General features: G+C 67.1%; 21 protein-coding genes. 9 read left to right on the top strand and 12 right to left on the bottom strand.

Annotated elements, in window-relative coordinates:
• Window positions 1-40: 40 nt before the first annotated feature.
• From SFA35_RS23365 to SFA35_RS23350, 4 genes are all read left to right on the top strand, one after another.
• The gene (locus SFA35_RS23365) at window positions 41-4,486 is read left to right on the top strand and encodes a SpvB/TcaC N-terminal domain-containing protein (RefSeq protein ID WP_320573161.1); all 4,446 of its coding nucleotides are present in this window, start codon (window positions 41-43) and stop codon (window positions 4,484-4,486) included.
• Entirely contained in the window at window positions 4,483-7,392 is a 2,910-nt protein-coding gene (locus tag SFA35_RS23360) for an RHS repeat-associated core domain-containing protein (protein ID WP_320573159.1), read from the top strand. Before SFA35_RS23365 ends, SFA35_RS23360 begins: the two co-directional genes overlap by 4 nt.
• A 16-nt stretch (window positions 7,393-7,408) precedes the next feature.
• Entirely contained in the window at window positions 7,409-7,744 is a 336-nt protein-coding gene (locus SFA35_RS23355) for a phage holin family protein (RefSeq protein ID WP_320573157.1), read from the top strand.
• Between the two features lie 451 nt (window positions 7,745-8,195).
• Window positions 8,196-8,957 (top strand): SDR family oxidoreductase, encoded by a 762-nt coding sequence (locus SFA35_RS23350; protein ID WP_320573154.1) that lies wholly within the window; start codon window positions 8,196-8,198, stop codon window positions 8,955-8,957.
• An 85-nt stretch (window positions 8,958-9,042) separates the two neighbouring features.
• Here SFA35_RS23350 and SFA35_RS23345 read toward each other — a convergent pair whose 3' ends face one another.
• The 10 genes from SFA35_RS23345 to SFA35_RS23300 all read right to left on the bottom strand — a co-directional run bounded on the left by SFA35_RS23345 (window position 9,043) and on the right by SFA35_RS23300 (window position 16,805).
• Window positions 9,043-10,122, bottom strand: coding sequence for an AGE family epimerase/isomerase (locus SFA35_RS23345; RefSeq protein WP_320573152.1), 1,080 nt, complete (start codon window positions 10,120-10,122; stop codon window positions 9,043-9,045).
• A gap of 166 nt (window positions 10,123-10,288) precedes the next feature.
• On the bottom strand, window positions 10,289-10,861 hold the full coding sequence (locus SFA35_RS23340; RefSeq protein ID WP_320573150.1) for a HupE/UreJ family protein: 573 nt from the start codon (window positions 10,859-10,861) through the stop codon (window positions 10,289-10,291).
• 40 nt (window positions 10,862-10,901) lie between these two features.
• Complete coding sequence (gene ureG / locus SFA35_RS23335; protein WP_320573147.1) at window positions 10,902-11,516, bottom strand: urease accessory protein UreG; 615 nt, start codon at window positions 11,514-11,516, stop codon at window positions 10,902-10,904.
• Window positions 11,517-11,525: 9 nt separating this feature from the next.
• Window positions 11,526-12,200 (bottom strand): urease accessory protein UreF, encoded by a 675-nt coding sequence (locus SFA35_RS23330; protein ID WP_320573145.1) that lies wholly within the window; start codon window positions 12,198-12,200, stop codon window positions 11,526-11,528.
• Window positions 12,197-12,697: an urease accessory protein UreE gene (ureE, locus tag SFA35_RS23325; RefSeq protein ID WP_320573143.1), complete on the bottom strand. Its 501-nt coding sequence runs from the start codon at window positions 12,695-12,697 to the stop codon at window positions 12,197-12,199. The genes SFA35_RS23330 and ureE overlap by 4 nt, the downstream gene beginning before the upstream one ends.
• Window positions 12,698-12,917: 220 nt before the next feature.
• Entirely contained in the window at window positions 12,918-13,631 is a 714-nt protein-coding gene (locus SFA35_RS23320; RefSeq protein WP_320573142.1) for an OmpW/AlkL family protein, read from the bottom strand.
• A gap of 90 nt (window positions 13,632-13,721) precedes the next feature.
• Complete coding sequence (locus tag SFA35_RS23315) at window positions 13,722-14,234, bottom strand: DUF3299 domain-containing protein (RefSeq protein WP_320573141.1); 513 nt, start codon at window positions 14,232-14,234, stop codon at window positions 13,722-13,724.
• A gap of 23 nt (window positions 14,235-14,257) precedes the next feature.
• Entirely contained in the window at window positions 14,258-15,523 is a 1,266-nt protein-coding gene (locus SFA35_RS23310; RefSeq protein WP_320573139.1) for an ABC transporter permease, read from the bottom strand.
• Window positions 15,523-16,236 carry an ABC transporter ATP-binding protein gene (locus SFA35_RS23305; RefSeq protein WP_320573137.1) on the bottom strand — a complete coding sequence of 238 codons (714 nt, stop codon included), beginning with the start codon at window positions 16,234-16,236 and terminating at the stop codon, window positions 15,523-15,525. Before SFA35_RS23305 ends, SFA35_RS23310 begins: the two co-directional genes overlap by 1 nt.
• 2 nt (window positions 16,237-16,238) lie before the next feature.
• On the bottom strand, window positions 16,239-16,805 hold the full coding sequence (locus tag SFA35_RS23300) for a DUF2796 domain-containing protein (RefSeq protein ID WP_320573135.1): 567 nt from the start codon (window positions 16,803-16,805) through the stop codon (window positions 16,239-16,241).
• 133 nt (window positions 16,806-16,938) lie between these two features.
• On the opposite strand from SFA35_RS23300, the gene SFA35_RS23295 reads away from it, so the two are divergent.
• Window positions 16,939-17,310 (top strand): hypothetical protein, encoded by a 372-nt coding sequence (locus SFA35_RS23295; RefSeq protein WP_320573133.1) that lies wholly within the window; start codon window positions 16,939-16,941, stop codon window positions 17,308-17,310.
• Between the two features lie 67 nt (window positions 17,311-17,377).
• Here the strand turns inward: SFA35_RS23295 and trxA are convergent, their stop codons facing one another.
• Together trxA and SFA35_RS23285 are read right to left on the bottom strand one after the other, a co-directional pair.
• Entirely contained in the window at window positions 17,378-18,250 is an 873-nt protein-coding gene (gene trxA, locus SFA35_RS23290; RefSeq protein ID WP_320573131.1) for a thioredoxin, read from the bottom strand.
• Between the two features lie 75 nt (window positions 18,251-18,325).
• A complete protein-coding gene (locus SFA35_RS23285; RefSeq protein WP_320573130.1) occupies window positions 18,326-18,775 on the bottom strand; it encodes a YbaY family lipoprotein in 450 nt (149 codons plus the stop codon).
• A gap of 107 nt (window positions 18,776-18,882) precedes the next feature.
• Here SFA35_RS23285 and nrdR point away from each other — a divergent pair, with 107 nt between their 5' ends.
• Genes nrdR through ribBA form a run of 4 tightly spaced genes read left to right on the top strand, consistent with a single transcriptional unit; the run spans window position 18,883 to window position 22,321 of the window.
• On the top strand, window positions 18,883-19,347 hold the full coding sequence (nrdR, locus tag SFA35_RS23280; RefSeq protein WP_320573128.1) for a transcriptional regulator NrdR: 465 nt from the start codon (window positions 18,883-18,885) through the stop codon (window positions 19,345-19,347).
• Window positions 19,344-20,498, top strand: coding sequence for a bifunctional diaminohydroxyphosphoribosylaminopyrimidine deaminase/5-amino-6-(5-phosphoribosylamino)uracil reductase RibD (ribD, locus tag SFA35_RS23275; RefSeq protein WP_320573125.1), 1,155 nt, complete (start codon window positions 19,344-19,346; stop codon window positions 20,496-20,498). Before nrdR ends, ribD begins: the two co-directional genes overlap by 4 nt.
• A gap of 43 nt (window positions 20,499-20,541) precedes the next feature.
• Window positions 20,542-21,204: a riboflavin synthase gene (locus SFA35_RS23270; protein WP_320573123.1), complete on the top strand. Its 663-nt coding sequence runs from the start codon at window positions 20,542-20,544 to the stop codon at window positions 21,202-21,204.
• Between the two features lie 25 nt (window positions 21,205-21,229).
• Window positions 21,230-22,321 (top strand): bifunctional 3,4-dihydroxy-2-butanone-4-phosphate synthase/GTP cyclohydrolase II, encoded by a 1,092-nt coding sequence (gene ribBA / locus SFA35_RS23265; RefSeq protein ID WP_320573121.1) that lies wholly within the window; start codon window positions 21,230-21,232, stop codon window positions 22,319-22,321.
• Window positions 22,322-22,334: the final 13 nt, after the last annotated feature.

The following is a 22,334-nucleotide window of genomic DNA, read 5'->3' as shown; positions in this document are numbered from 1 at the left end:
CCCGGCCGCAGCGCGGTCGGCCGCAGTAAGGATTCGATTCATGAACAACCCACAGAACCTGTCGATTTCGGCACCGACCCTGCCCAAAGGCGGCGGGGCGATCACTGGCATGGGCGAAAGCTCCGGCGGCCAGGGTCCCAGCGGCCAGGTGCAGATGACTTTGCCATTGCCCATCAGCAGCGGGCGTACCCTGACCCCGGCCTTGGCGCTGAGCTACAGCAGCGCCGGCGGCAATGGCCCATTCGGCCTCGGCTGGTCCTGCGCCGCACCGATGATCTCGCGACGCACCCGCCTCGGCGTGCCGCAGTACGGCATGCCCGGCAGCGATCAGCTGCAGGATGAGTTTCTTGACCCGGACGGCGAGCTGCTGGTGCCCGAGCGTGACGCCCAGGGCACGGTGGTCAGCGTACAGACCGAGCATTTCGGCCCGCAGCGGCTCGGCGCCCGCTATCGGGTAACCCGCTATTTCCCGCGCACCGAGGCTCGCTTCGACCGCCTGGAGCACTGGTTCGCCGAGCCGGGGAAGGACTTTTGGCTGCTGCACGGGCGCGAAGGCACCCTGCAGATGTTCGGCAAGACCACCGCCGCGCGCATCAGCGACCCGGCGCAGCCGGCGCATACCGCCGCCTGGCTGCTCGAGGAAATGCTCGCGCCCAACGGCGACGACATGTGGTTCCAGTACCGCCAGGAAGCTCACGTCGAGTCGCCCGGCGCCCGCGCCAACCGCTATCTGAGCCAGGTCAGCTATGGCAACCGCACGCCCGCCGAGCGCCTGTTCCTGTGGCAGGGCGATGCGCCCGCGGCGGCGCAGCGCTGGCTGTTTACCCTGGTGTTCGACTATGGCGAGCGCGGCCTGGCCGCCGACACCTGCCCATCCTACGCCCCGAGCGGGCCATGGCTGCCGCGCGCGGACAGCTTTTCCCGCTACGACTACGGGTTCGAGGTTCGCACCCAGCGCCTGTGCCATCAGGTGCTGATGTACCACTGCGCGGTCGACAGTGCGGCAGACGAACCCAGCCTGGTGACCCGCCTGCTCCTGGAATATCGCGCCGACCCGGCAATGAGTCTGCTCACCGCCGCGCAGTCGCTGGCCTACGAGGTCGACGGCAGCCTGTGCAGCCTGCCGCCGCTGGAGTTGGGCTACACGGCGTCGCAACTGCCCGACGACCCGGCGCGTTGGCAGGCGTTGGAGGACTTTCCCAACCTCGACGGCACACGCCCGTTCCACCTGGTTGACCTGTATGGCGAAGGCTTGCCGGGCGTGCTTTATCGCGATGCTGCCAACTGGCAATACCGCCCGCCGGTGCGGGCCCGGCAGCAGACCGAACAGGTCGCCTACGGCCCCGCCGAGGCGCTGCCGCAGGTTCCGTCGTTGCAAGGGCAGCAATTGCAGCTGCTGGACCTGACCGGCAACGGCCAATTGGACTGGATGCTCGCCCAGCCTGGGCTGGCCGGGTTTTTCAGCCTGAGCGCCAAGGGCGCCTGGGGTGATTTTCAGCCGCTTGGCGCGTTGCCGTCGGAGGGGTTCCATCCCCAGGCGCAGTTGGCCCGCCTGGTGGGCAGCGGGCTGGCCGACCTGGCGTTGATCGGGCCGCGCAGCGTGCGGCTGTATGCCAATCAGGGCGGCGTGTTCGCCCCGGCCCTCAGCCTGGCCACCGACAGCGAGGTGACCTTGCCGGTGGCCGGCCAGGACGCCGGGGTGCTGATCGCCTTTGCCGACATGCTCGGCTCCGGCCAGGCGCATCTGGTGCAGATCAGCCACGCCCGGGTGCGTTGCTGGCCGAACCTGGGCCGTGGCCGTTTTGCCGCTCCCGTCGACCTGCGCCTGGACCAGGCCATCGACCGGCAAGGCGTGTTCAATCCTGATCAGCTGTTTCTCGCCGACCTCGATGGCAGCGGTACCAGCGACCTGATCTACGCCCGCCACGACAGCATCAGCCTGTACCGCAACCTGGCCGGCAATGGTTTCGCCGCCCCGGTTCGCCTGGCGCTGCCGCCAGGCTTGCGCTATGACTCGCAGTGCCGGATTACCCTCGCCGACATTGCCGGCACCGGCTGCGTGGAGCTGATCCTGACGGTGCCCGGCGGCGCTCGGCGGCATTGGCGCTACCGTTTCTTCGACACCACCCCACGGCTGTTGAGCCGGGTGGTCAACAATCGCGGCGCGCAGACAACGTTCAGCTACCGCAACTCGACGCAATTCTGGCTGGATGAGAAAGCCGAACACCCCGGCGCAGTGCCTGGCCTGCCACTGGCCATGCCCTTGCTGCACCACAGTACCCTGACCGACGAGGTCACCGGCAATGTCCTGAGCTCGCAGCACAGCTACCGCCAGGGCGTCTATGACGGCCAGCAACGTGAGTTTCGCGGTTTTGCCTACGTCCAGACGCTGGACAGCGGCGAGGGTGCCCAGGCCACAGGCGCCGACCTGACGCCAGCGCCGGCGTTGTTGACGCGCCATTGGTACCATTGCGGGCGCGAGCACGACGAGCGCCAGCTGTATGGCGTGCCCTTCGCCGGCGACGCCCTGGCGCCACGGCTGAACGCTACGCGCCTGGTTCGCTACGACCCCGGCCGCAGCGATGATCAGCCGCTGGCCAACCTCGATCCGCAGAGCCAGTGGTGGCTGTACCGCGCCCTGCGCGGCAGGTTGCTGCGCAGTGAGACCTGGGCGGCCGATCCACAGGCCAGCGCCCCCTACAGCTGCCGTTACCAGCGTCATCAGGTGCGGCTGGTGCAGGCCGGCGCGCAACCGGTGGCGCTGCCAGTCACCCTGGAGAGCGTCGAGCTGGTCTACGAGCAACTGGTGCAGGACCCCGCCGTCAGCCATCGCGTGCTGCTGCAGATGGACGCCTATGGCGTACCCCTGTGGACGGTCGATCTGGCCTACCCGCGGCGCGCAGCCTTCACCCCCTCGCCCTACCCGGACTATCTGCCCGCCGATGCCTGGGCCGGCAGCTACGATGCCCAGCAGCAGACCCTGAGCATCGATGAACGACGGGCGAGCGCCTACCACCTGGACCGCCTCGACTACACCAATACCGCCACGGCCCCGTACTGGGCCCTCGGCCTGCCGGCGCTGCAGCGCAGCAACCGGCTGAGCGCTGTCGGCCTGCCAGCGGCGGGGGTCAGCCATGAGACCCTCAAGGCCGAGGACGGGCTGCTGGCGCCGGCCAGGCCTCGGCACTTGCAAGGGCAGAGCGAAAACCTCTATTCAAGCACGCCCCCGACCTTGCCCGTGCAAGTGCGCGCGGTGCGCACAGCGCTGCTCGACGGGCGCGCCTTGGAGGCCTACCAGGGCGTGGCCGACATGCCGTCGCTACAAGCGGCCAGGCTTGGCTATGCGCCCTGGCAAACGCAACTGAATGTCGACGGCGCCAGCGCCGAGCCGCTGTGGGCGGCGGACGTAGGCTTGAGCGAGTATGCCGGGCCGGCGCATTTCTACCGCAAGACCGCTGAGCAGAGCAGCGCGCTGGCCGGCCGCACAACCCTGTCCTATGACGCCTGCAGCCTGCTGCCGATCAGCCACACCGACGCACTGGGGAACATCGTCAAGACCGTCCCGGACTATCGATTCGGCACCGCGCGAGCGCTCACCGACATCAACGGCAATGTTCACGAAGTTCGCTTCGATGCCCTTGGTCAGGTCATCCAGAGCAGCCACCACGGCAGCGAGGAGGACGGCGTGGCGGTCGGTTTCCGCTCCCTCGACAGCTTGGGGCCGGCGCCCGCAGCGAGCATTGCGGCGGCGATCGCCCAGGCGCTGGACCCCGTGCACGTCCAGCAGACGGCGACGGTGACCCTGACCGACCCCTTCAGCTGGATGGGCCAGGTCGAGCCGGCCGACCTGTCCGCCGACCCGGCGAGCGCTCGGCGCCTGTGGCAGGCGCTGCTGGAGGCGCGCTGCATCACCGCCTCGGGGCACGTTCGCCTGGCTGGGCGAGAGTGGGCCGCCCAGGTGCCCGGCGCTGGCGAGTTGCCGCACGCGGTGGTCGCGCTGCTGGCTTCTCGTGGTGGCGTACCGGTGCACAGCCTGAGCCTGGTGGCGGACCGTTATCCGCAGGCCGGTACTGTGCAGCAGATCCGCATCAGCCTGAGCTACAGCGATGGCTTCGGCCGTCTGTTGCAGCAATGCACCCGCGTGGCGCCGGGCGAGGCCTGGCAGCGCCGCGCCGATGGCGAGCTCGATACCCGCGCGGCGCCGGCCGATCCGCGCTGGGTGGTGTCGGCGCGGGTCGAATATGACAGCAAGGGCCAGGTGGTGCGCCGCTACCAGCCGTTCTTCATCGATGACTGGCGTCCTGTATCCGACCGCGCGCTGCGTGGTCGTGGCCACAGCGACCGCCATCATTACGACCCGCTGGGTCGGGAAACCCACACCGTGACCGCCCTTGGCGACCTGCGTCGGACCCACTACTACCCCTGGTTCGAGGCCCACGAAGACGAAAACGACACCCAGGGCCTCGGCCAGGGAGGTATGCAATGAAATCCCCGACACTGTCCACCGCCACACCGACCCTCAAGGTCTTCGATCCGCGCGGGCGCACCGTGCGCACTTTGCACTACAACCGCTCGCGCCTCGACGCGCCCGCGCAACGGCTGATCAGCCACGTCAGCTACTGCGACGCCAGCCGCGTCACCTGCTGGCGCGACCCGCGCCGCTTCGACGCCTGGACGGCCGACCCCGGCGCTGCGGCCAACCTGACGCAGACCGCCTGCCTGAGCGGCCAGGTGCTGCGGCGTGAGAGTAGCGACAACGGCGAGCGCATCGCCCTGTTCGACGTGCAGGGCCGGCTGGCCTGGAGCCGTGACGGTCGCGGCACCGTGCAGCAGGTCGATTACGACCTGCTGGGCCGACCGTTGTCCCGGCGCACCCAGCCGGGTGACGGCGCGGCGTCGTTCGTCAGCGCCCGCTATGTCTACGGCGACGCTGACCCCGCCACGCCGCAGCCCGAAAGGCACAACCTGCGCGGCGTCTGTGTGCATCAATATGACCAGGCCGGCCAGCTGAGCACCGCCAGTGTCGGCCTGTCCGGCGCCGTGTTGCGCAGCTCGCAGACCTTCCTGCGCAACGCCGAGGGCCCCGTGGACTGGGGCACTGCGCCGAGCCCGGACTCGGCCAGGCTGGAGGCGGTCAGTTACGGCACCTTGACCCAGGTCGACGCCCTGGGTGCGCCGCTGGTGCAGACCGATGCCGGCGGTCACCAGCAGCACTGGGCCTATGATGTCAGCGGACAGCTGCTCGGCCGGCAGTTGCAGCTGGCCGGCCAGGAACAGGCGCAGATCCTGTTCGACCAGGTGGCCTACAACGCGGCCGGGCAAGTGCTGCACGAACGAACTGCGGCGGCCTGCACCACCACCTACGCCTATCAGGCGCAGACCCGACGCCTGCAGGGCATGCGCGTGGTGCGCGAGCACGACCAGGCGCTGCTGCAGTCGCTGGCTTACCGATACGACCCGGTGGGCAATCTCGTCGAGTCTGACGACGCAAGCGTGGCCACCGACCATTTTCGCAATCAGGCGACCAACGCCGTGCGCACGTTCGGCTACGACGCCCTGTCGCAGCTGATCAGCGCCACCGGCCGCGAACAGGCCGGTGCCGGCCCGCAGGACCAGCGTCTGCCGGCCTTGCTGACGCCGATCCCGGGTGACAGCGGGCATTGCGTCAACTACACCCGCCGTTACAGCTACGACGACAGCGGCAACCTGACGAGCCTGGTGCACGTCGGCGCGAGCGCCTATACCCAGGCCATGCTCATCGATCCGCTGTCCAACCGCAGCGTGCGCCAGCCCCAGGGCGCAGCCCAGGTTGGTGTCAGTCGCTGGTTCGACGCCAACGGCAATCTGCAGAGCCTGCAAACCCAGCCCGACACGCAGCAGTCGCTGCTCTGGAACGCCGACGACGGCCTGCAAGCCGTGGTCCTGCTCGATCGGCAAGGCGATCTGCAGCGCAGCGATCGCGAGCTGTACCAGTATCGGGAGGGTGTGCGGGTGCGCAAGCAGACGCGTCGCCTGGTCAACGCCGCCACGGGGTTGTGGTCGGTGGAGGAGGTGCGCTACCTGCCGGGGCTGGAATGGCGCACCTCGTTCCAGGAGAGCCAGGGCGCCAGTGGCATGCTGCAATCTGCCGCCCGGGAAAGCTTGCAGACCCTCGTCTGCCAGGCCGGTCGCAGCGGTGTGCGGGTGCTGCACTGGCTGCTGGGCAAGCCGGCGGGGTTGGCCAACGACGGGCTGCGGTTGAGCCTGGACGACCTGGTCGGCTCGTCGCGCCTGGAGCTTGATGGCCTTGGCCAGACCCTCAGCCGCGAGGAGTACTACCCCTTTGGCGGCACCGCCGTATGGGCAGCGCGCAGCCAGCTGGAGGCCAGCTACAAGACAGTGCGCTATTCGGGCAAGGAGCGTGATGCCACCGGCCTGTACTGCTATGGCTATCGCTACTATGCGCCGTGGCTGTGCCGTTGGATCAGCGCCGACCCGGCGGGGGAGGTCGACGGCCTGAACCTGTACCGCATGGTGCGCAACAACCCCATGACCCTGCTCGACCCTGACGGGCTCACCCCGGTGGATTCACTGGACTGGCTGGACCTGGCCAGCACCGAGCGCCCGGCGCGGTTGGAGTCGGCCATCTATGCCAACCAACCAGAGGTACGCGAGAAGTATCAAGCCTTCAGCGCCAACACCCAGGCCATTCTCAAGGAGACCGAGGACAGCGAGAAGGTGCTCAAGGCTCAGAAGACGCCGGCGCAACGAATCAAGCGCTCGCAAACCATGACGTACACCAATGCCAAGCTGAAGAATTTCGCCGCCCATGCCGGGGTACTCAATGGCGCTACCCAGGCGTACCAGGACGGCTTCGTCAACTTTCCCGGAACTGTCGCCGGCAAGGGGATCTTCGCCGGCATCCAGAGTATCGACCCAGGCCGCTCCAGCCGACTCGGCGCCTACCACCCCGAGACCTTGCTCACTGCCAAGGCCTGGCGGCCATGGATTGACATGGGCTACTACCGGGTTACCGACGAGGATGCCTTCGTCGGCGCCATCAGGCAGCAATATTCGGCCAGCGGAACCGAGCTGCACCCGGTGGTGGAGTCGAGGATCCGTCAACACGTCGCCCGCAACGCCCACGTCCTGCCCAAGGAGGCGGGGGTGGCCGGCCTGCATGCCGAAGTGCAGGCGCTCAACCATGCGCTGTCGCAGCCTCGTGCGCAGGGGGCGGGGACGTCGGCCACCTTGAATAGCTTGTTCATCTACACCCAGCGTCTGGTGGGCCAGGAGAAAGGCGATGACTTCCCGGCCTGTCACAACTGCGCAGGAATCATTTCCGGACTGGAAAATGTCATGACCGGCAAGGTTTCCGGCAATGTCAGGCAAACCCGAAGGCACTCCATCTAGCCAGGGAGTTTCCGTGATGAGTCAGGTCGAGCTGCTGACCGCATTTTCCCTGTCGTGGGGGTATATCGTGATCGCAATCATCGGTGGCGTACTGGGCTACTTGATGCGCAAGCGCAAGGCCCGGCAAAAGATATCGCTGGGGGAAACTGCGCTGCAGGGGGTGGCAGCCGGGTTTGCCGGCGGCCTCATCCTGTTGATCGGCAGGTTGGCGGGCTTGCCGCCCGAGATGTGCGCCGTGCTGGTAGGGCTCTGCGGCTGGCTCGGCGCCGATGCGACGCTGATGCTCCTGCAGACCTACGTCTACGACAAACTGAAACTGAGCAAACCGAGGGGTGAAAAAGAACGCAATTGAAGTGTTCGGCAGGCTTGACGAACGCCAATCGGCAAATGTGGAAAAGAAATTCACGGGCCTGCCAAACTGCGACACTTGGCCGCTGTAATTCATTGTTTTGTCACCTGTTTCACTTGTCCCCCATTACTGTGGGTGTGACTGTGCACAACTTGGGGGTAGTGAGCTGCAGGCCACGGAGGACGCGGTCTGCAGCCAGGTGATTATTTTATGATCAATGCAGTTCAGCCAAGCACGCAGCGCTTTTGTCAACCCATTTATCCACCGGTCGAACGCGCTCATGGGAGCGCTGCCGACCTGTGGATAAGTCTGTGGGAAAGCTTTGGAAACAAAGCGCCAGACCGGTCGCCAAGCGCCTTGGCGCCACACCCGGTGCTTGCTCATGCGGCCCGTGCCGGGCATCCTTTTGAAACGATTCACCTACTGTGAACGCCTGACTGACCTGGAGAACGAGATGACTTCCACTGTGTTTATCACCGGTGCCACTTCCGGATTCGGCGAAGCCTGCGCCCGGCGCTTTGCCGAGGCGGGGTGGTCGTTGATCCTCACCGGCCGCCGTGAGGAGCGTCTGCAAGCGCTGGCCGCCGAGTTGTCGCAGCAGACGGCGGTGCACACCCTGGTGCTCGACGTGCGCGACCGCCAGGCCATGGAGGCCGCCATCGCCGGCCTGCCCCCGCAGTTCGACAAGATAGCGGGCCTGATCAACAACGCCGGGCTGGCCCTGGGCACCGACCCGGCGCCCAAGTGCGACCTGGACGACTGGGACACCATGGTCGACACCAACATCAAGGGCCTGATCTACAGCACCCGCCTGCTGTTGCCGCGGCTGATCGCCCACGGCAAGGGCGCCGGCATCGTCAACCTGGGCTCGGTGGCCGGCAACTATCCCTACCCGGGCAGCCATGTGTACGGCGGCACCAAGGCCTTCGTCGGGCAGTTTTCGCTGAACCTGCGCTGCGACCTGCAAGGCACCGGCGTGCGCGTGACCAACCTGGAACCGGGCATGTGCGAGAGCGAGTTCTCGCTGGTGCGCTTTGGCGGCGACCAGGCCAAGTACGACGCCACCTACGCCGGCGCCGACCCGATTCAGCCGCAGGACATCGCCGAGACCATCTACTGGATCATGACCCAGCCGCCGCACATCAATATCAACAGCCTGGAAATCATGCCAGTTTCGCAAAGCTGGGCCGGGTTTGCGGTAGAGCGCAAGAAATAAGGGCACCTGCCTGTCATTGATGGGCAAAACGGGCTCGGGGGCTTGGCCCCCCTCCCACATCCCGCCGTGCAGCGATCGCCGCAGTTCACAGGGCCAGGTAGCACGTCACCAAATGGTAAGGCGTGGTCGAGGGCATATCGCTGCGGCTGACCTGGCCTGCGGCATCGCGGCATTCGTACCAGCCGCCGGCATGCAGAAACTGCTCGCCGAACACCCGCAATTGCCCGGCGACGTCCGCGCCGGGCCGCAGGGTCAGTGCGCGCAGGTATTCGGCCTGGGCCCAGATCCGCCGGGTAGCGTCACGCACGCGGCCATCGGGTTCCAGCATCGACAACACCGCTCCATCCTCCACCCCGTATTCTTCGGCGAAGGCAAAGCAGCGCGCCACCGACTCGCGCAGCGGGTGCTGGCGCATCAATGCGGACGATTCGAGCAGGTAGAACCACTCGAACTGATGCCCTGGTTCGAACCAGTTATCCACAGCCCCGCAGGGCTTCTCCAGCATCAGCCCGCGAGCAGGTTCGATGAAGTGCTGCTGCATGGCATCGGCCAGGGCCAGCAGTGCGGCCTGGGTCGGGGCGTCGTCGCGCACCGCCAAGGTGGCCAGGAAGGCCTCGGTCAGGTGCATCAAGGGGTTTTGCAGCGGGCCGCCGCCGTTGTCCGACCAGTCCTCGGCCAGGGCCGAGGCATACAGGCCGTCGCTGCCGGCGAACTGTTCGGCCACCACTGCCAGCGCCGCATCGAGCACCGACTCCACCAGTGGCTCGCGGACCGCGTGCCAATAGTGAGCGCAGGCGAAGATGATGAAGGCGTGGGTGTACAGGTCCTTGCTGCGATCCAGCGGTTGGCCCAGGGCGTCGATGCTGTAGAACCAGCCACCGTGCTCGGCGTCATGAAAGTGCCGCTGCAGCGAGCGGAACAACGCCGCCGCGCGCTCGCGGGCGCCGTCCACCTCGATGTGGCGGCTGAACAGGTACAACTGCCGCGCACAGGCCATGGCCCGGTAGCGCTGCGCTGGCAGGGGCCGGTGCGTGGCATCCAGAGCCTCATAGGGCAGGGCCAGTTCGGCGTTCCAGCCCGGGCCCAGCCACAGCGGCACGACGCTGCGCAGGAAGTGCTCGTGGGTGGCGGCGGTAAGGGCGGCAAGGGAGGCTTGATGGGGCATGGGGCAGGCAGTCGTCACAAAGAGGGGCTTTTTGTGGGCGACATGGTAGCAGGTGAGGTGTGTCAGCTGTCAGGCAAACCGCGTAACGGGCCACTGTAGGACCGAGCAAGCTCAGTCCTACCGGAATCGAGGCGACCCGGTTCCCGAGCAGGCTCGGCCTTGCGGATCAGGCCGCGAGCAACCACATTCCGGCCAGGGCCGACAAGGCCCCCGCCACCCGCACCAGCGGCGCTGCGGCCTTGGGCACGAAGCGCACCAGGGCAAAGCCCACGGCATGCAGCGCAGCGGTGGCGGCGACGAAGCCCAGGGCGTAGCCCCATGGGCTGGCCATGTCCGGTAGTTCGAGGCCGTGCGCCACCCCATGGAACAGGGCGAACAGTGCAGTCGCGGCAGTCGCCAGCACCAATGGCGGACGTACCGCCAGGGCCACGGCCAGCCCCAGGGCCAGCACCGAGGCGGCGATCCCGTTCTCCATCGCCGGCAGTTGCAGGCCGGCGAAGCCCAGCACGCCGCCCACCAGCATGGTCACCACGAAGGTGCAGGGCAGCAGCCAGCGCGCAGTGCCTTTCTGCTGCGCGGCCCACAGGCCAACGGCGAGCATTGCCAGCAGGTGGTCGACCCCGGTCAAGGGGTGGGCGATGCCGGCCAGCAGGCCGCTTTCATCATGCCCGGGGTGGGCGAAGGCCAGCGCGGGGGCGAGCAGCAGCGCCAGGCCAGCGAGAGTTTTCTTTGCAGTCATGGGGCTTCCTTATCAGTGGGACGTATCGATCATGAACGGTTCAGGCGGCCGTCAGCAGGCCCTGGCGCTCGATGAAGGCAACGATCTGCTCCAGGCCCTGGCCGGTCTTCTGGTTGCTGAACACGAACGGCCGCTCGCCGCGCATGCGCCGGGTGTCGCCGTCCATCATCTCCAGCGAGGCGCCGACCAGCGGCGCCAGGTCGATCTTGTTGATCACCAGCAAATCCGACTTGCAGATGCCTGGCCCGCCTTTGCGCGGCAGCTTGTCACCGGCGGAGACGTCGATCACGTAGATGGTCAGGTCCGACAGCTCGGGGCTGAAGGTGGCCGAGAGGTTGTCGCCGCCCGATTCCACCAGGATCAGGTCCAGGCCGGGGAAGCGCCGGTTGAGCTGGTCGACCGCCTCGAGGTTGATCGAGGCGTCCTCGCGGATGGCGGTATGCGGGCAGCCGCCGGTTTCCACGCCGATGATGCGCTCCGGCGCCAGGGCTTCGTTGCGCACCAGAAAGTCGGCGTCTTCACGGGTGTAGATGTCGTTGGTCACCACCGCCAGGTTGTAGCGTTCGCGCAGCGCCAGGCACAGCGCCAGGGTCAATGCGGTCTTGCCGGAGCCGACGGGGCCGCCGATGCCGACGCGCAGGGGTTGAGCATTCATGGTTTTCTCCTAGGAACGGAACAGGCGGCTGTACTGCCGTTCGTGGGCCATGCTTGCCAAGGCAAGGCCGAACGGCGCACTGCCGTAATCATCGGGGTCCAGCTGCGCGGCCTGGCGCTCGGCCTGCTGCAGCACCGGCAGCAGTTGGCTGGTCAGGCGCTGGGCGGCTTGCTGGCCCAACGGCAGAGTCTTCATCAGCACCGCCAACTGGTTCTCCAGCCAGCTCCACAGCCAGGCGGCGAGGGCGTCGCCCGGGCTGATCTGCCAAGCCCGTGCAGCCAGGGCCCAGCCCAGCGCCAGGTGCGGCTCGCCGACCTGGTCGAGCAGGTCTCGGGCCGGCCGGTCGAGCTCGGGCAGGCCGAGCAGCAGTTGCTTGAGCGAGTAGCCCATCTGCCGGCTTTCCTGGGCCAGCTCGCGGGTTTCGCGGCTGGCGCGGTGCTCATGGCAACGGGCGAGCAAGGCAGGCCAGTCGGCGTCGGCGGCGGCCTGGCAGTGAGCCAGCAGCAGCGGCGCTTCGAAGCGCGCCAGGTTGAGCAGCAATTGATCACCGATCCAGCCGGCGGCGCTGGCCGCATCGCTGACCAGGCGCTGCTCCACTGCCATTTCCAGGCCCTGGGAATAGCTGTAGCCGCCGATCGGCAACTGCGGGCTGGCCAGGCGCAGCAAGGCCCAGGCCGGGTTCACTTGCGCACGCCGAACTGGTGCAGGCGTGGCGGATAGTTGAAATCCTCGTCGCCGTGCCGGGAATGGTGATGGCCGCCGCCATAGGCGCCATGCTCGGGCTGGAAGGGCGCCTCGATCTGCTCGCTGGTGGCGCCCAACTGGTCGAGCATGGCCTTGAGTACGTAGTCATCGAGCAGGCGCAGCCAGCCGTCGCCGACCTGCAAGGCCACGTGGCGGTTGCCCAGGTGGTAGGCCGCGCGGGTCAGTTCGAAGGCGCTGGCGCAGGTTACGTGCAGCAGGGTCTCGGGGCGGGCACAGACGCGCACGATGCGGCCGTCTTCAGCTTCGAGGAATTCGCCGTCACGCAGCGGCGACTGGCCGCGCTCGAGAAACAGGCCGACGTCTTCGCCACTGGCACTGAAACAGCGCAGGCGGCTTTTGCTGCGGGCGTCGTAGTTGAGATGGATTTCGGCCGACCAGTCAGGTTTTGGCTCGATTCTGCGGTGAATCACCAGCATTTTTGGGCATCCGGAGGCTGTTTGAAGACGCGATGGAGTTTGCAGAGCAAGGGCCTTGCCACATCGGGCAGGCACCGCAAAGCACTGCGCAGACTACCGAAACATCTCGCAACATTGGGCGCGGAAAATGGAAGGGGATGCCGGAAAAATATGGCAGGTGCGCCATTAAGGTGCGCTGACGGATTCGGCGCACCTTAATGGTGATTGAGAGGGTGGGGGCTTAAAAGCGGTAGCCGAGGCCGACCATGTAGACCCACGGGTCGACGTCGACGTCGACCTTGGTGCGGCCGACTCCCAAGGCGGTAGGGCCGTCAACGCTGGCCTTGGTGCCGATGTCGACGTACCACACCGAGGCGTTGAGCAGCAGATGGTCGGTGAGCATGTAGTCCACACCCAGTTGCCCGGCCAGGCCCACCGAGTCCTTGAGCTTGAGGTTGCTGAAGCCTTCCTGCCGACGCGCGCCGCTGAGGTCTTCGCCGTAGAAGAAGGTGTAGTTCAGGCCCACCCCGGCATAGGGTTGCAGGGCCGAGGTCGGCGCCATCGGGTAATACTGCAGCGACAGCGTCGGCGGCAGCTGCTTGACCGTCGCCAGCTTGCCGTCCAGCCCCGGCACGCCGGTGGCGGCGCTGACCCCGTGCACGCCGACGGTGTGCTGGAACGGCGTGGCGGCCAGCAGTTCGACGCCCCAGTGGTCGGCGAACATATAGGCCAGCGCCAGGCCCAGCTGGGTGTCGCTGTCCAGCGTCGCCTTGGTGCCGGCGACCTTGGCGCCATCAAGCTTGAGGTTGCCGCTGTCTTCGTGGGGGGCGGTGGTGGCCGCGCCCGCGCGGATGATGAAATCGCCGGCCTGGTGCGCTTGCGCCAGCGGCGCAAGCAGCGCCAGGCCCAGCGCGCTGGCGCGCAACAGCGGAGTGAAACGAGGGAAGTCAGGCATGGGAACTCCATCTGGCCAAGGTTGAAAATTGGCTTCAGATGGTAGTGAGGCGCCGGCCAGGGCTTTTGACCTGGCTCAATGAAAGCGCGATCAGGGCAGCTCGTAGACGAAGATCTTCTGCGCGGCCATCTGGTAGCCGGCATCGGCCAGCTCGCTGCTGCTGGCCTTGACCTGCATCGACCCTTCGATCCAGTAGGGCTGGTACAGCTCGTCGACCTTCACCCCCAGCTCGCTGGTGACGTGCACGATCTGGTTCGAGGGCGGCGGCGGCACATGAATGCAGGCGCCGTAGTAGGGCACCAGCAGAAAGTCGGTGGTGCGGCCCTGCTCGTTGACCTCCAGCGGCACGATGTAGCCAGGGATGCGCAGCTGCTGGCCGTCCAGCGCCTTGACCACCGGCGCGTTGGGCGCCTGCTGCGGCGCAGGTGGCGCGGCTTCCATCAGCGCCGTGCCCATCTTCGACAGGTCGTGCATGGGCGTCATGACCGGCTTGAGGTGCGGGGCGTCGGGCGGAATCAGCGCGTCCCAGTTGATCTCGCGTGGCTCGGCCGCCCACAACGGAAAACTGGCCAGCAGCAACACCAGACCCCAGACGCGACGCATGGCTCGGCTCCTTACAGGTGAAATCACAGGTGAATCGACAGGCCATCGGCCAGCGACTGGCGGTACGCCCGCCAGGCGGGAATCGCGCCCATCAGCAAGGCAGCGGCGAGAATAAGCCCCAGCAGGCCGCATTCATAGGCCGTTGGCAGCGACAGCGGCAGGTACAGGCCGTAATTGGCCTGCACGTAGCCTTGCGCCGCAGCGATGCCGGCGTACAGCAGGCCGACCCCGACGACCAGGCCAGCGGCGGCCAGAGCCAAGGCTTCGAGAATCAGCAAGCTGGCGATATGCCAAGGCCGCGCACCGACCGAGCGCAGGATCGCCATCTCGCGGCGCCGCTCGTTGAGGCTGGTGAGGATCGCCGTGAGCATGCCGATCAGGCCGGTCAGCACGACAAACACCGAAATCACCATCAGCGCCTGCTCGGCGGTGCCCATCAGGCTCCACAGTTCCTGCAGGGCCACCCCGGGCAGGATCGCCAGCAGCGGCTCGCCGCGAAACTCGTTGATGTCGCGTTGCAGGGCGAAGGTCGAGATCCTGCTGTTCAGGCCCAGCATGAAGGCGGTGATGGCCTTGGGCGTGAGGTCCATGTTGCGCGCCTGGTCGGCGCTGATGCGCTCGGCGCCCCGGGCCGGCACGCCGTTGTGCCAGTCGATGTGGATGGCTTCCATGCCGCCCAGGCTGATGTGCAGGGTGCGGTCCACCGGGGTGCCGGTGCGGGCGAGGATGCCGACCACGGTGAACGGCTTGTCGTCGTGCTTGACCAGGCTGATGGCGGCCACACCGTGGGCCAGGACGATCTGCTCGCCGACCTTGTAATGCAGGGTGTCGGCGACTTCGGCACCGAGTACCACCTCGAAGGGATCGCTGGCGAAGGTGCGGCCCTGGGCCAGTTGCAGGTTCTGATGATGACCGTACTGGTAGTGCTCGAAATAGCTTTCGGTGGTGCCCATGACCCGGTAGCCGCGGTGCGAGTCGCCCAGCGAAACCGGGATGGCCCACTTCACGTGGGGGTCGCTGGCGTAGTGCTCGAAGCTGTCCCAGCGGATGTTGTTGGTGGCATTGCCGATGCGAAACACCGAATACAGCAGCAGGTTCACCGAGCCTGAGCGGGCGCCGACGATCAGGTCGGTGCCGCTGATGGTGCTGGCGAAGCTGGTACGGGCCTCGGTGCGGACCCGCTCGACGGCCAGCAGCAGGCACACCGACAGGGCAATCGACAGGGTGGTGAGCAGGGCGGTGAAGCGGCGGTTGGCCAGGCTGGCCAGGGCGAGACGCAACAAATACATCACAGGTCCTCGGCGGGCAGGGCGGCGCGATTGAGCTCGGCCAGCGACAGCGCGCGGTCGAACAACGGCGCCAGGCCCTGGTCGTGGCTGACGAACAGCAGACTGGCGCCGGCCGCGCGACACTCGTCGAACAGCAGGCGGAGGAAGGCTTCGCGGGTTTCGGTGTCGAGCGCCGAGGTCGGTTCGTCGGCGATCACCAGCTCGGGTTGACCGATCAGCGCACGAGCGGCGGCGACCCGCTGTTGCTGGCCGATGGAGAGAGTACCGGCGCGCCGCTCCAGCAACGCCGGGTCCTTGAGCCCCAGGTGCGCCAGCAGGTGGCGCGCGGCGTGGTCGACACTGCCGTGACGTTGCCGGGCGCGTTGGTGGCGCAGCCTGGAAAAGCGGCAGGGCAGCTCGACGTTTTCGCGCACCGACAGAAACGGCAGCAGGTTGAACTGCTGGAAAATATAGCCAGTGTGGTCCACTCGGAAGCGATCACGGGCCGCCTGGCCGAGTTCGCCCAAGGCCTGGCCGAGCACCTGCACCGAGCCGGCGCCGGGCATCTGCACGCCGCCGAGCAGGCTCAGCAGGGTGGTCTTGCCACTGCCACTGGGCCCCTTGAGAAAAAGCGTTTCTCCGGCCTGCAGGGTGAGCGCGGGGATGTCCAGCAGGGTGGCCTGGCCGGGCCAGGCGAAGCGCAGGTCGCGCAGTTCGATCAATGCCTGATGCATGTTCAGAACGTCAGCGTGGCGGCGGCGGCGCTGGCATCCAGGCCCTGCTGCCCGCTGGGCGCAATCAGCTGCACCTGCACTCGGCGAGTGGCCGGGAAGGTCTTGAACAGCGGTGCGAGGCCGAGCTGGTGCAGGGCCGCCGGATGGCTGCAGGTGAGCTGGTAGTGGGCATGCACTTCACTGTGCTGATGGTCGTCGCCATCGCCGTCGTCGTCCTGCTCGGACGGCATCTGATCGCCAAACAGCGGGCTTTGCAGGGTTTGCGTGGTGACGTGGCAGCCGGCGCCGCTGTCCAGCTGGAACAGCGCCAGAGGTTGTTCCAACTGTTTGCGCATCTGCGCCACCTTGGCCTGGTCTTCGGCGCTGCTGGCCGGGTGCTCGAAGCCCACCAGGTTCATCGCCGGGCTGCGCAGCTCCAGCTCCAGTACCGAGCCGTCGAGAGCGGCGTCGAGCTGGGCGACGCCATGTTCATGGGTGCCGAGGCCGGCGTGCACCTGTTCATCGGCATGCACGGCGACGGCGAACAACGGCAGCAGGGCGAATGGCAGGGCAATCAGCAGGCGAGGCATGAACGGGCTCCAGGGCAGCACGGCAGGAAAGTGTAACGTTATAACAACTTTATTCGGGCGCCGCCATCGGCTCAAGCAAGATTCATCCGCCGGGCGGCGTATGATGCACAGCGCGACTGATCGAGGAATCAAGATGATACGAATCCGAGGCAACATCGGTGAAACGGCGGTCGACCTGACCGTGGAAATGGACGCTGACGACTGGGCGCGCCTGGGCGCGCAGTTGCCGGTGACGGCCGAGCCCGGCCCGGCAGTCCCGGCGGCGCCGCGCAACCAGAACGACGCACTGTGGCAGACCGCCCTGCGCCTGGTGGAGCAGGCTGGGCAGGTCAGCGGGCCGCAGTTGCTCGAACAGCTGGAAGGGCTGGCCGGCAGCACCGCAGCGGGCAAGCGCCTGCTGGTGCGCTTGCGTCACAGCAGCCAGGTGGCGGTGCAGGCCGGCGACCAGGCACCGGTGTATTGCTGGGTGGGTGCCAAACCTGCAATGGACGGCGGGCCGGCCTGATGTTGCCGAGGGCCGAAGATCGCGGGCTCTGCCCGCCCCCACGGGTTATCCGATGGATGTGGAGGGGCTAGTACAACGCCGCAAACAACCGCCGGCGGTAGGTGGTCACCAGTGGGTGATCGTTGCCCAGCAGCTCGAACACCTGCAGCAGGGTCTTGTGCGCCGCGCCCTCGTTGAAGCTGCGGTTGCGCACGAAAAGTTTCAGCAAGCCTTCCAGCGCCGCTTCATATTGCTGGCGCGACAGTTGCTGGATGCTCAGTTGATAAGCCGCCTCGTCGTCGCCGGGGTCTTGGCCCAGGCGGCTCTTGAGTTCGGCCGGGTCGGGCAGGGTGGCCGCCTGGCGCAGGAAGGTCAGCTGCGCCTTGGCGCCCGCCAGGGCGGCCTTGTGCTCGTCACCCTTGACCGCGTCGAGCACGCTCTGCGCCTGGTCGAGCTCGCCGCGCTCGGCCAGGCAGCGGGCGTAGAGGATCAGCGCCGGGGCGTGGGTATTGTCTTCACTGAGCAGCAGCTTGAGGCTGGCCTCGGCTTCGGCGAAGCGACTTTCGTTGAACAGCGCCTGAGCGGCCTCGAACGGGTCGGCTTCGCTCGGCAACGGCGGTTGCACGTGGGGTTCGAGCAAGGCGCGAATGGCTGACTCCGGCTGCGCCCCGGCAAAACCGTCGACCGGCTGGCCATCCTTGAACAGCACCACGGTGGGCAGGCTGCGGATACCGAAGCGGGCGACAATGTCCTGCTCGGCATCGCAGTCGACCTTGGCCAGCAGCAACTCGCCCTGGTACTCCTCGGTGATGCGCGCCAACAGCGGCATCAGCACTTTGCAGGGCGCACACCATTCGGCCCAGAAGTCCACCAGCACCGGTTTGATGAAGGAATTCTGGATCACCGCCTGGTCGAAGTTGAGCGCGGTGGCATCGAAAATGTAGGGGGTTTCTTGACTCATCGCGGTCTCGGCGGCAAAAACGGGAATGGAGGAACTATATCCGTTGGGCTGGGGCGTGGGTAGAAGCGGCTGGCCTCACGGCGCCTTCTCGAACTGCAGGGCGCCCAGCGCCTGGGTGGTTGGCTGGGTAATGCGCTGCGACGGCAGATGCAGGATCAACTGGCCGGACTGCGAGGCGCGGCCACGCAATTCGACACGGGCGTCGGCGGGGAAGGCATCGGGGTTGAAGCGCAGCTGGAACGCCAGCGGTTGATTGTTGCCGGTCCATTTGCCGCTGGCCAGCAGGCGCTGTGGGCGGTTGCGCTCGTCGATCACCAGCAGCGCCAGCTCGACTTCGGCACCGGCCGGGACGCCCATCAAGGTGCCGCTCAGCTCGCGCTGGAAGGCTGGCAGCGGGCCAAGGCCGACGGGGGGCTGCACCGCCTTGACGGGAACCGGTGCCGGGGCGGTGGGCTGGGGTGGGGTACTGCTGCAGGCGCTCAACAGAACCAGGAGGCCGAGGTAAACGAGAGATCTGGACGACATGGATGTATCCGGCAGAATCAAAGTCGTCTGTATACCGCAAAGCCTTTGACTTGTCTTGCCAGTGGGATGCGCTACCATGGCCCTCCCTTTTTTTGTTGCCTGCCACCATGCACTGTCCCTTCTGCGGTGCCAACGACACCAAGGTCATCGATTCGCGACTGGTTGCCGAAGGCGAACAGGTCCGTCGGCGTCGCGAATGCCTGGCCTGTGGTGAGCGTTTCACCACCTTTGAAACCGCCGAGCTGGTGCTGCCGCGCCTGATCAAGCAGGACGGCAGTCGCCAGCCCTTCGACGAAGAAAAACTGCGGGCCGGCATGCAGCGGGCGCTGGAAAAGCGCCCGGTGAGCGTCGAGCGGCTGGAGGCCGCCATGGCCCACATCAAGCACAAGCTGCGCGCCACCGGCGAGCGCGAGGTGAAATCACTGGTGGTGGGCGAGCTGGTGATGGCCGAGCTGCAGCAGCTGGACGAAGTCGCCTACATCCGTTTCGCCTCGGTGTACCGGCGCTTCCAGGACCTCAACGAGTTCCGCGAAGAGCTCGACCGCCTGGCCCGCGAGCCCGGCAAGCCATGAGCAGCCAGGCGCAGATCGACCTGCAGCACATGGCCCGCGCCCTCGAGCTGGCGCGCCAGGGGGTGTACTCCACGCACCCCAACCCGCGGGTCGGCTGCGTGATCGTGCGCGACGGCCAGGTGGTCGGCGAAGGCTGGCATGTGCGCGCCGGCGAGGGTCACGCCGAGGTCCACGCGCTGCGCCAGGCCGCCGAGCAGGCCCGCGGCGCCACCGCCTACGTCACGCTCGAGCCGTGCAGCCATCATGGCCGTACCCCGCCCTGCGCCGACGCGCTGGTCAACGCCGGTGTGGCGCGCGTGGTCGCGGCCATGCAGGACCCCAACCCGCAGGTGGCCGGCAATGGCCTCAGGCGCCTGGCCGCCGCCGGTATCCAGGTGCAGTCCGGCGTGCTTGAACAGGAGGCGCGAGCGCTCAACCCGGGGTTCATCAAGCGCATGGAGCATGGCCTGCCGTTCGTGCGGGTGAAGCTGGCGATGAGCCTGGACGGCCGCACCGCCATGGCCAGCGGCGAAAGCCAGTGGATCACCGGCCCCGCCGCGCGTTCGGCGGTGCAGCGCCTGCGGGCGCGTGCCAGCGTGGTGTTGACCGGCGCCGACAGCGTGCTCGCCGACGGCTCGCGGATGACCGTGCGCGCCAGCGAGCTGGGTCTGAGCGGCGCCACCCTGACCCTGGCCACCGAGCGCACGCCCCTGCGCGTGCTGATCGATGGCCGCCTGCGGGTGCCCTTGAACGCGCCGTTCTTCCAGGCCGGCGCCGCCCTGGTGGTGGGCCTGCAGGCCACGGACGCTGAGCGCTATCGCCAGCAGGGTCACGAATTGCTGGCGGTGCCCGGCGCTGCGGGCCAGGTCGACCTGCGCCAGCTGTTGCAGACCCTCGCCGAGCGAGGCGCCAATGAGGTGCTGGTCGAAGCCGGTGCGCGCCTGGCTGGGGCATTCGCCCAGGCCGGCCTGGTGGACGAATACCAGATCTTCATCGCCGGCAGGTTGCTCGGCTCGTCCGCCCGGCCGCTGCTGGACTGGCCGCTGGCGCACATGAGCGAGGCGCCGGCGCTGAAAATCATCGAAATGCGCGCGGTGGGTGATGACTGGCGGGTGATCGCGATACCCGCACCCGCCGCCGAGCTGCCCACGCCCCGGCCCGTTATCCTATAATTCGGCGCGCCGCGCCGCCCACTTTCCGCTTTGAGGAGTTTCCATGTTCACCGGCATCATCGAATCGATCGGCAGCATCCGCGCCCTCACGCCCAAAGGCGGCGACGTCCGGGTGCACGTGGCCACCGGCAAGCTCGACCTCGGCGACGTCAAGCTCGGCGACAGCATCGCCATCAACGGCGTGTGCCTGACCGCCGTGGAGTTGCCCGGTGACGGTTTCGTCGCCGACGTCAGCCGCGAGACCCTCGACTGCACCGCGTTCCACCAGCTCAAGAGCGGCAGCCGGGTCAACCTGGAAAAGGCCCTGACCCCGACCACCCGGCTGGGTGGCCATCTGGTCAGCGGCCACGTCGATGGCGTCGGCGAGATCGTCTCCCGTGAGGAAAACGCCCGCGCCGTGCAGTTTCGCATTCGCGCGCCCAAGGAGCTGGCCAGATACATCGCCCACAAGGGCTCGATCACTGTCGACGGCACCAGCCTGACGGTCAACGAGGTCGACGGCGCCGAGTTCGAGTTGACCATCATTCCGCACACCCTCAGCGAAACCATCATGGACGACTACCGTCCCGGCCGGCTGGTCAACCTCGAAGTCGACCTGCTGGCCCGCTACCTGGAGCGCCTGTTGCTGGGCGACAAGGCGGCGGTGTCGAGCAAGGGCGGCATCAGCGAAGGCTTTCTGGCCGAAAACGGCTTCCTGAAGTCCTAACTCGTCTTATTGCAGGAGGTGCCGCGTGGCGCTCAGCAGCATCGAAGAACTGGTCGAAGACATCCGCCTCGGCAAGATGGTCATCCTCATGGATGACGAAGATCGCGAGAACGAAGGCGATATCATCATGGCGGCCGAGTGCTGCCAGGCCGAGCACATCAACTTCATGGCGCGCCATGCCCGTGGCTTGATCTGCATGCCGATGACCCGCGAGCGTTGCGAGGCCCTCAAACTGCCTTTGATGGCGCCGCGCAACGGCTCGGGGTTCGGCACCAAGTTCACCGTGTCGATCGAGGCCGCCGAGGGCGTGACCACCGGCATCTCCGCCGCCGACCGCGCGCGGACCGTGCAGGCCGCTGCGGCCCGCGATGCCAGGCCCGAAGACATCGTCAGCCCCGGCCACATCTTTCCGTTGATGGCTCAACCGGGTGGCACCCTGGCCCGCGCCGGCCACACCGAGGCGGCGTGCGACCTGGCGCGCATGGCCGGCTTCGAGCCGAGCGGGGTGATCTGCGAGGTGATGAACGACGACGGCACCATGTCGCGCCGCGCCGAGCTCGAGGCCTTCGCCGCCGAGCACGGCATCAGGATGGGCACCATCGCCGACCTGATCCACTACCGCATGATCCATGAGCGTACCGTTCAGCGGATTGCCGAGCAGCCGCTGGACAGCGAGCTGGGCCAGTTCAATCTGGTCACCTACCGCGACTCGGTGGAGGGCGACGTGCACCTGGCCCTGACCCTGGGCACCGTCTGCGCCGACCAACCGACGCTGGTGCGGGTGCACAACATGGACCCGCTGCGCGATCTGCTGATGGTCAAGCAGCCCGGGCGCTGGAGCCTGCGGGCGGCGATGAGCGAAGTGGCCGAGGCCGGCAGCGGCGTGGTTCTGCTGCTTGGCCACCCATTGGATGGCGACGTGCTGCTGGCGCATATCCGCGAGACCGCCGAGCACCTGCCGGCGAAGATTCCGACGACTTACAGCATCGTCGGCGCCGGTTCGCAGATCCTGCGCGACCTGGGTGTGCGTAAAATGCGCCTGATGAGCTCGCCAATGAAGTTCAACGCGATATCCGGATTCGATCTGGAAGTTGTAGAATACGTGCCCTCCGAATAAACACTGCAATGGG

This window comes from Pseudomonas sp. HR96 (assembly GCF_034059295.1).
In the GTDB taxonomy this organism is placed as follows: Bacteria; Pseudomonadota; Gammaproteobacteria; order Pseudomonadales; family Pseudomonadaceae; genus Aquipseudomonas.
This window is presented reverse-complemented; position numbering and strand designations above follow the sequence as displayed.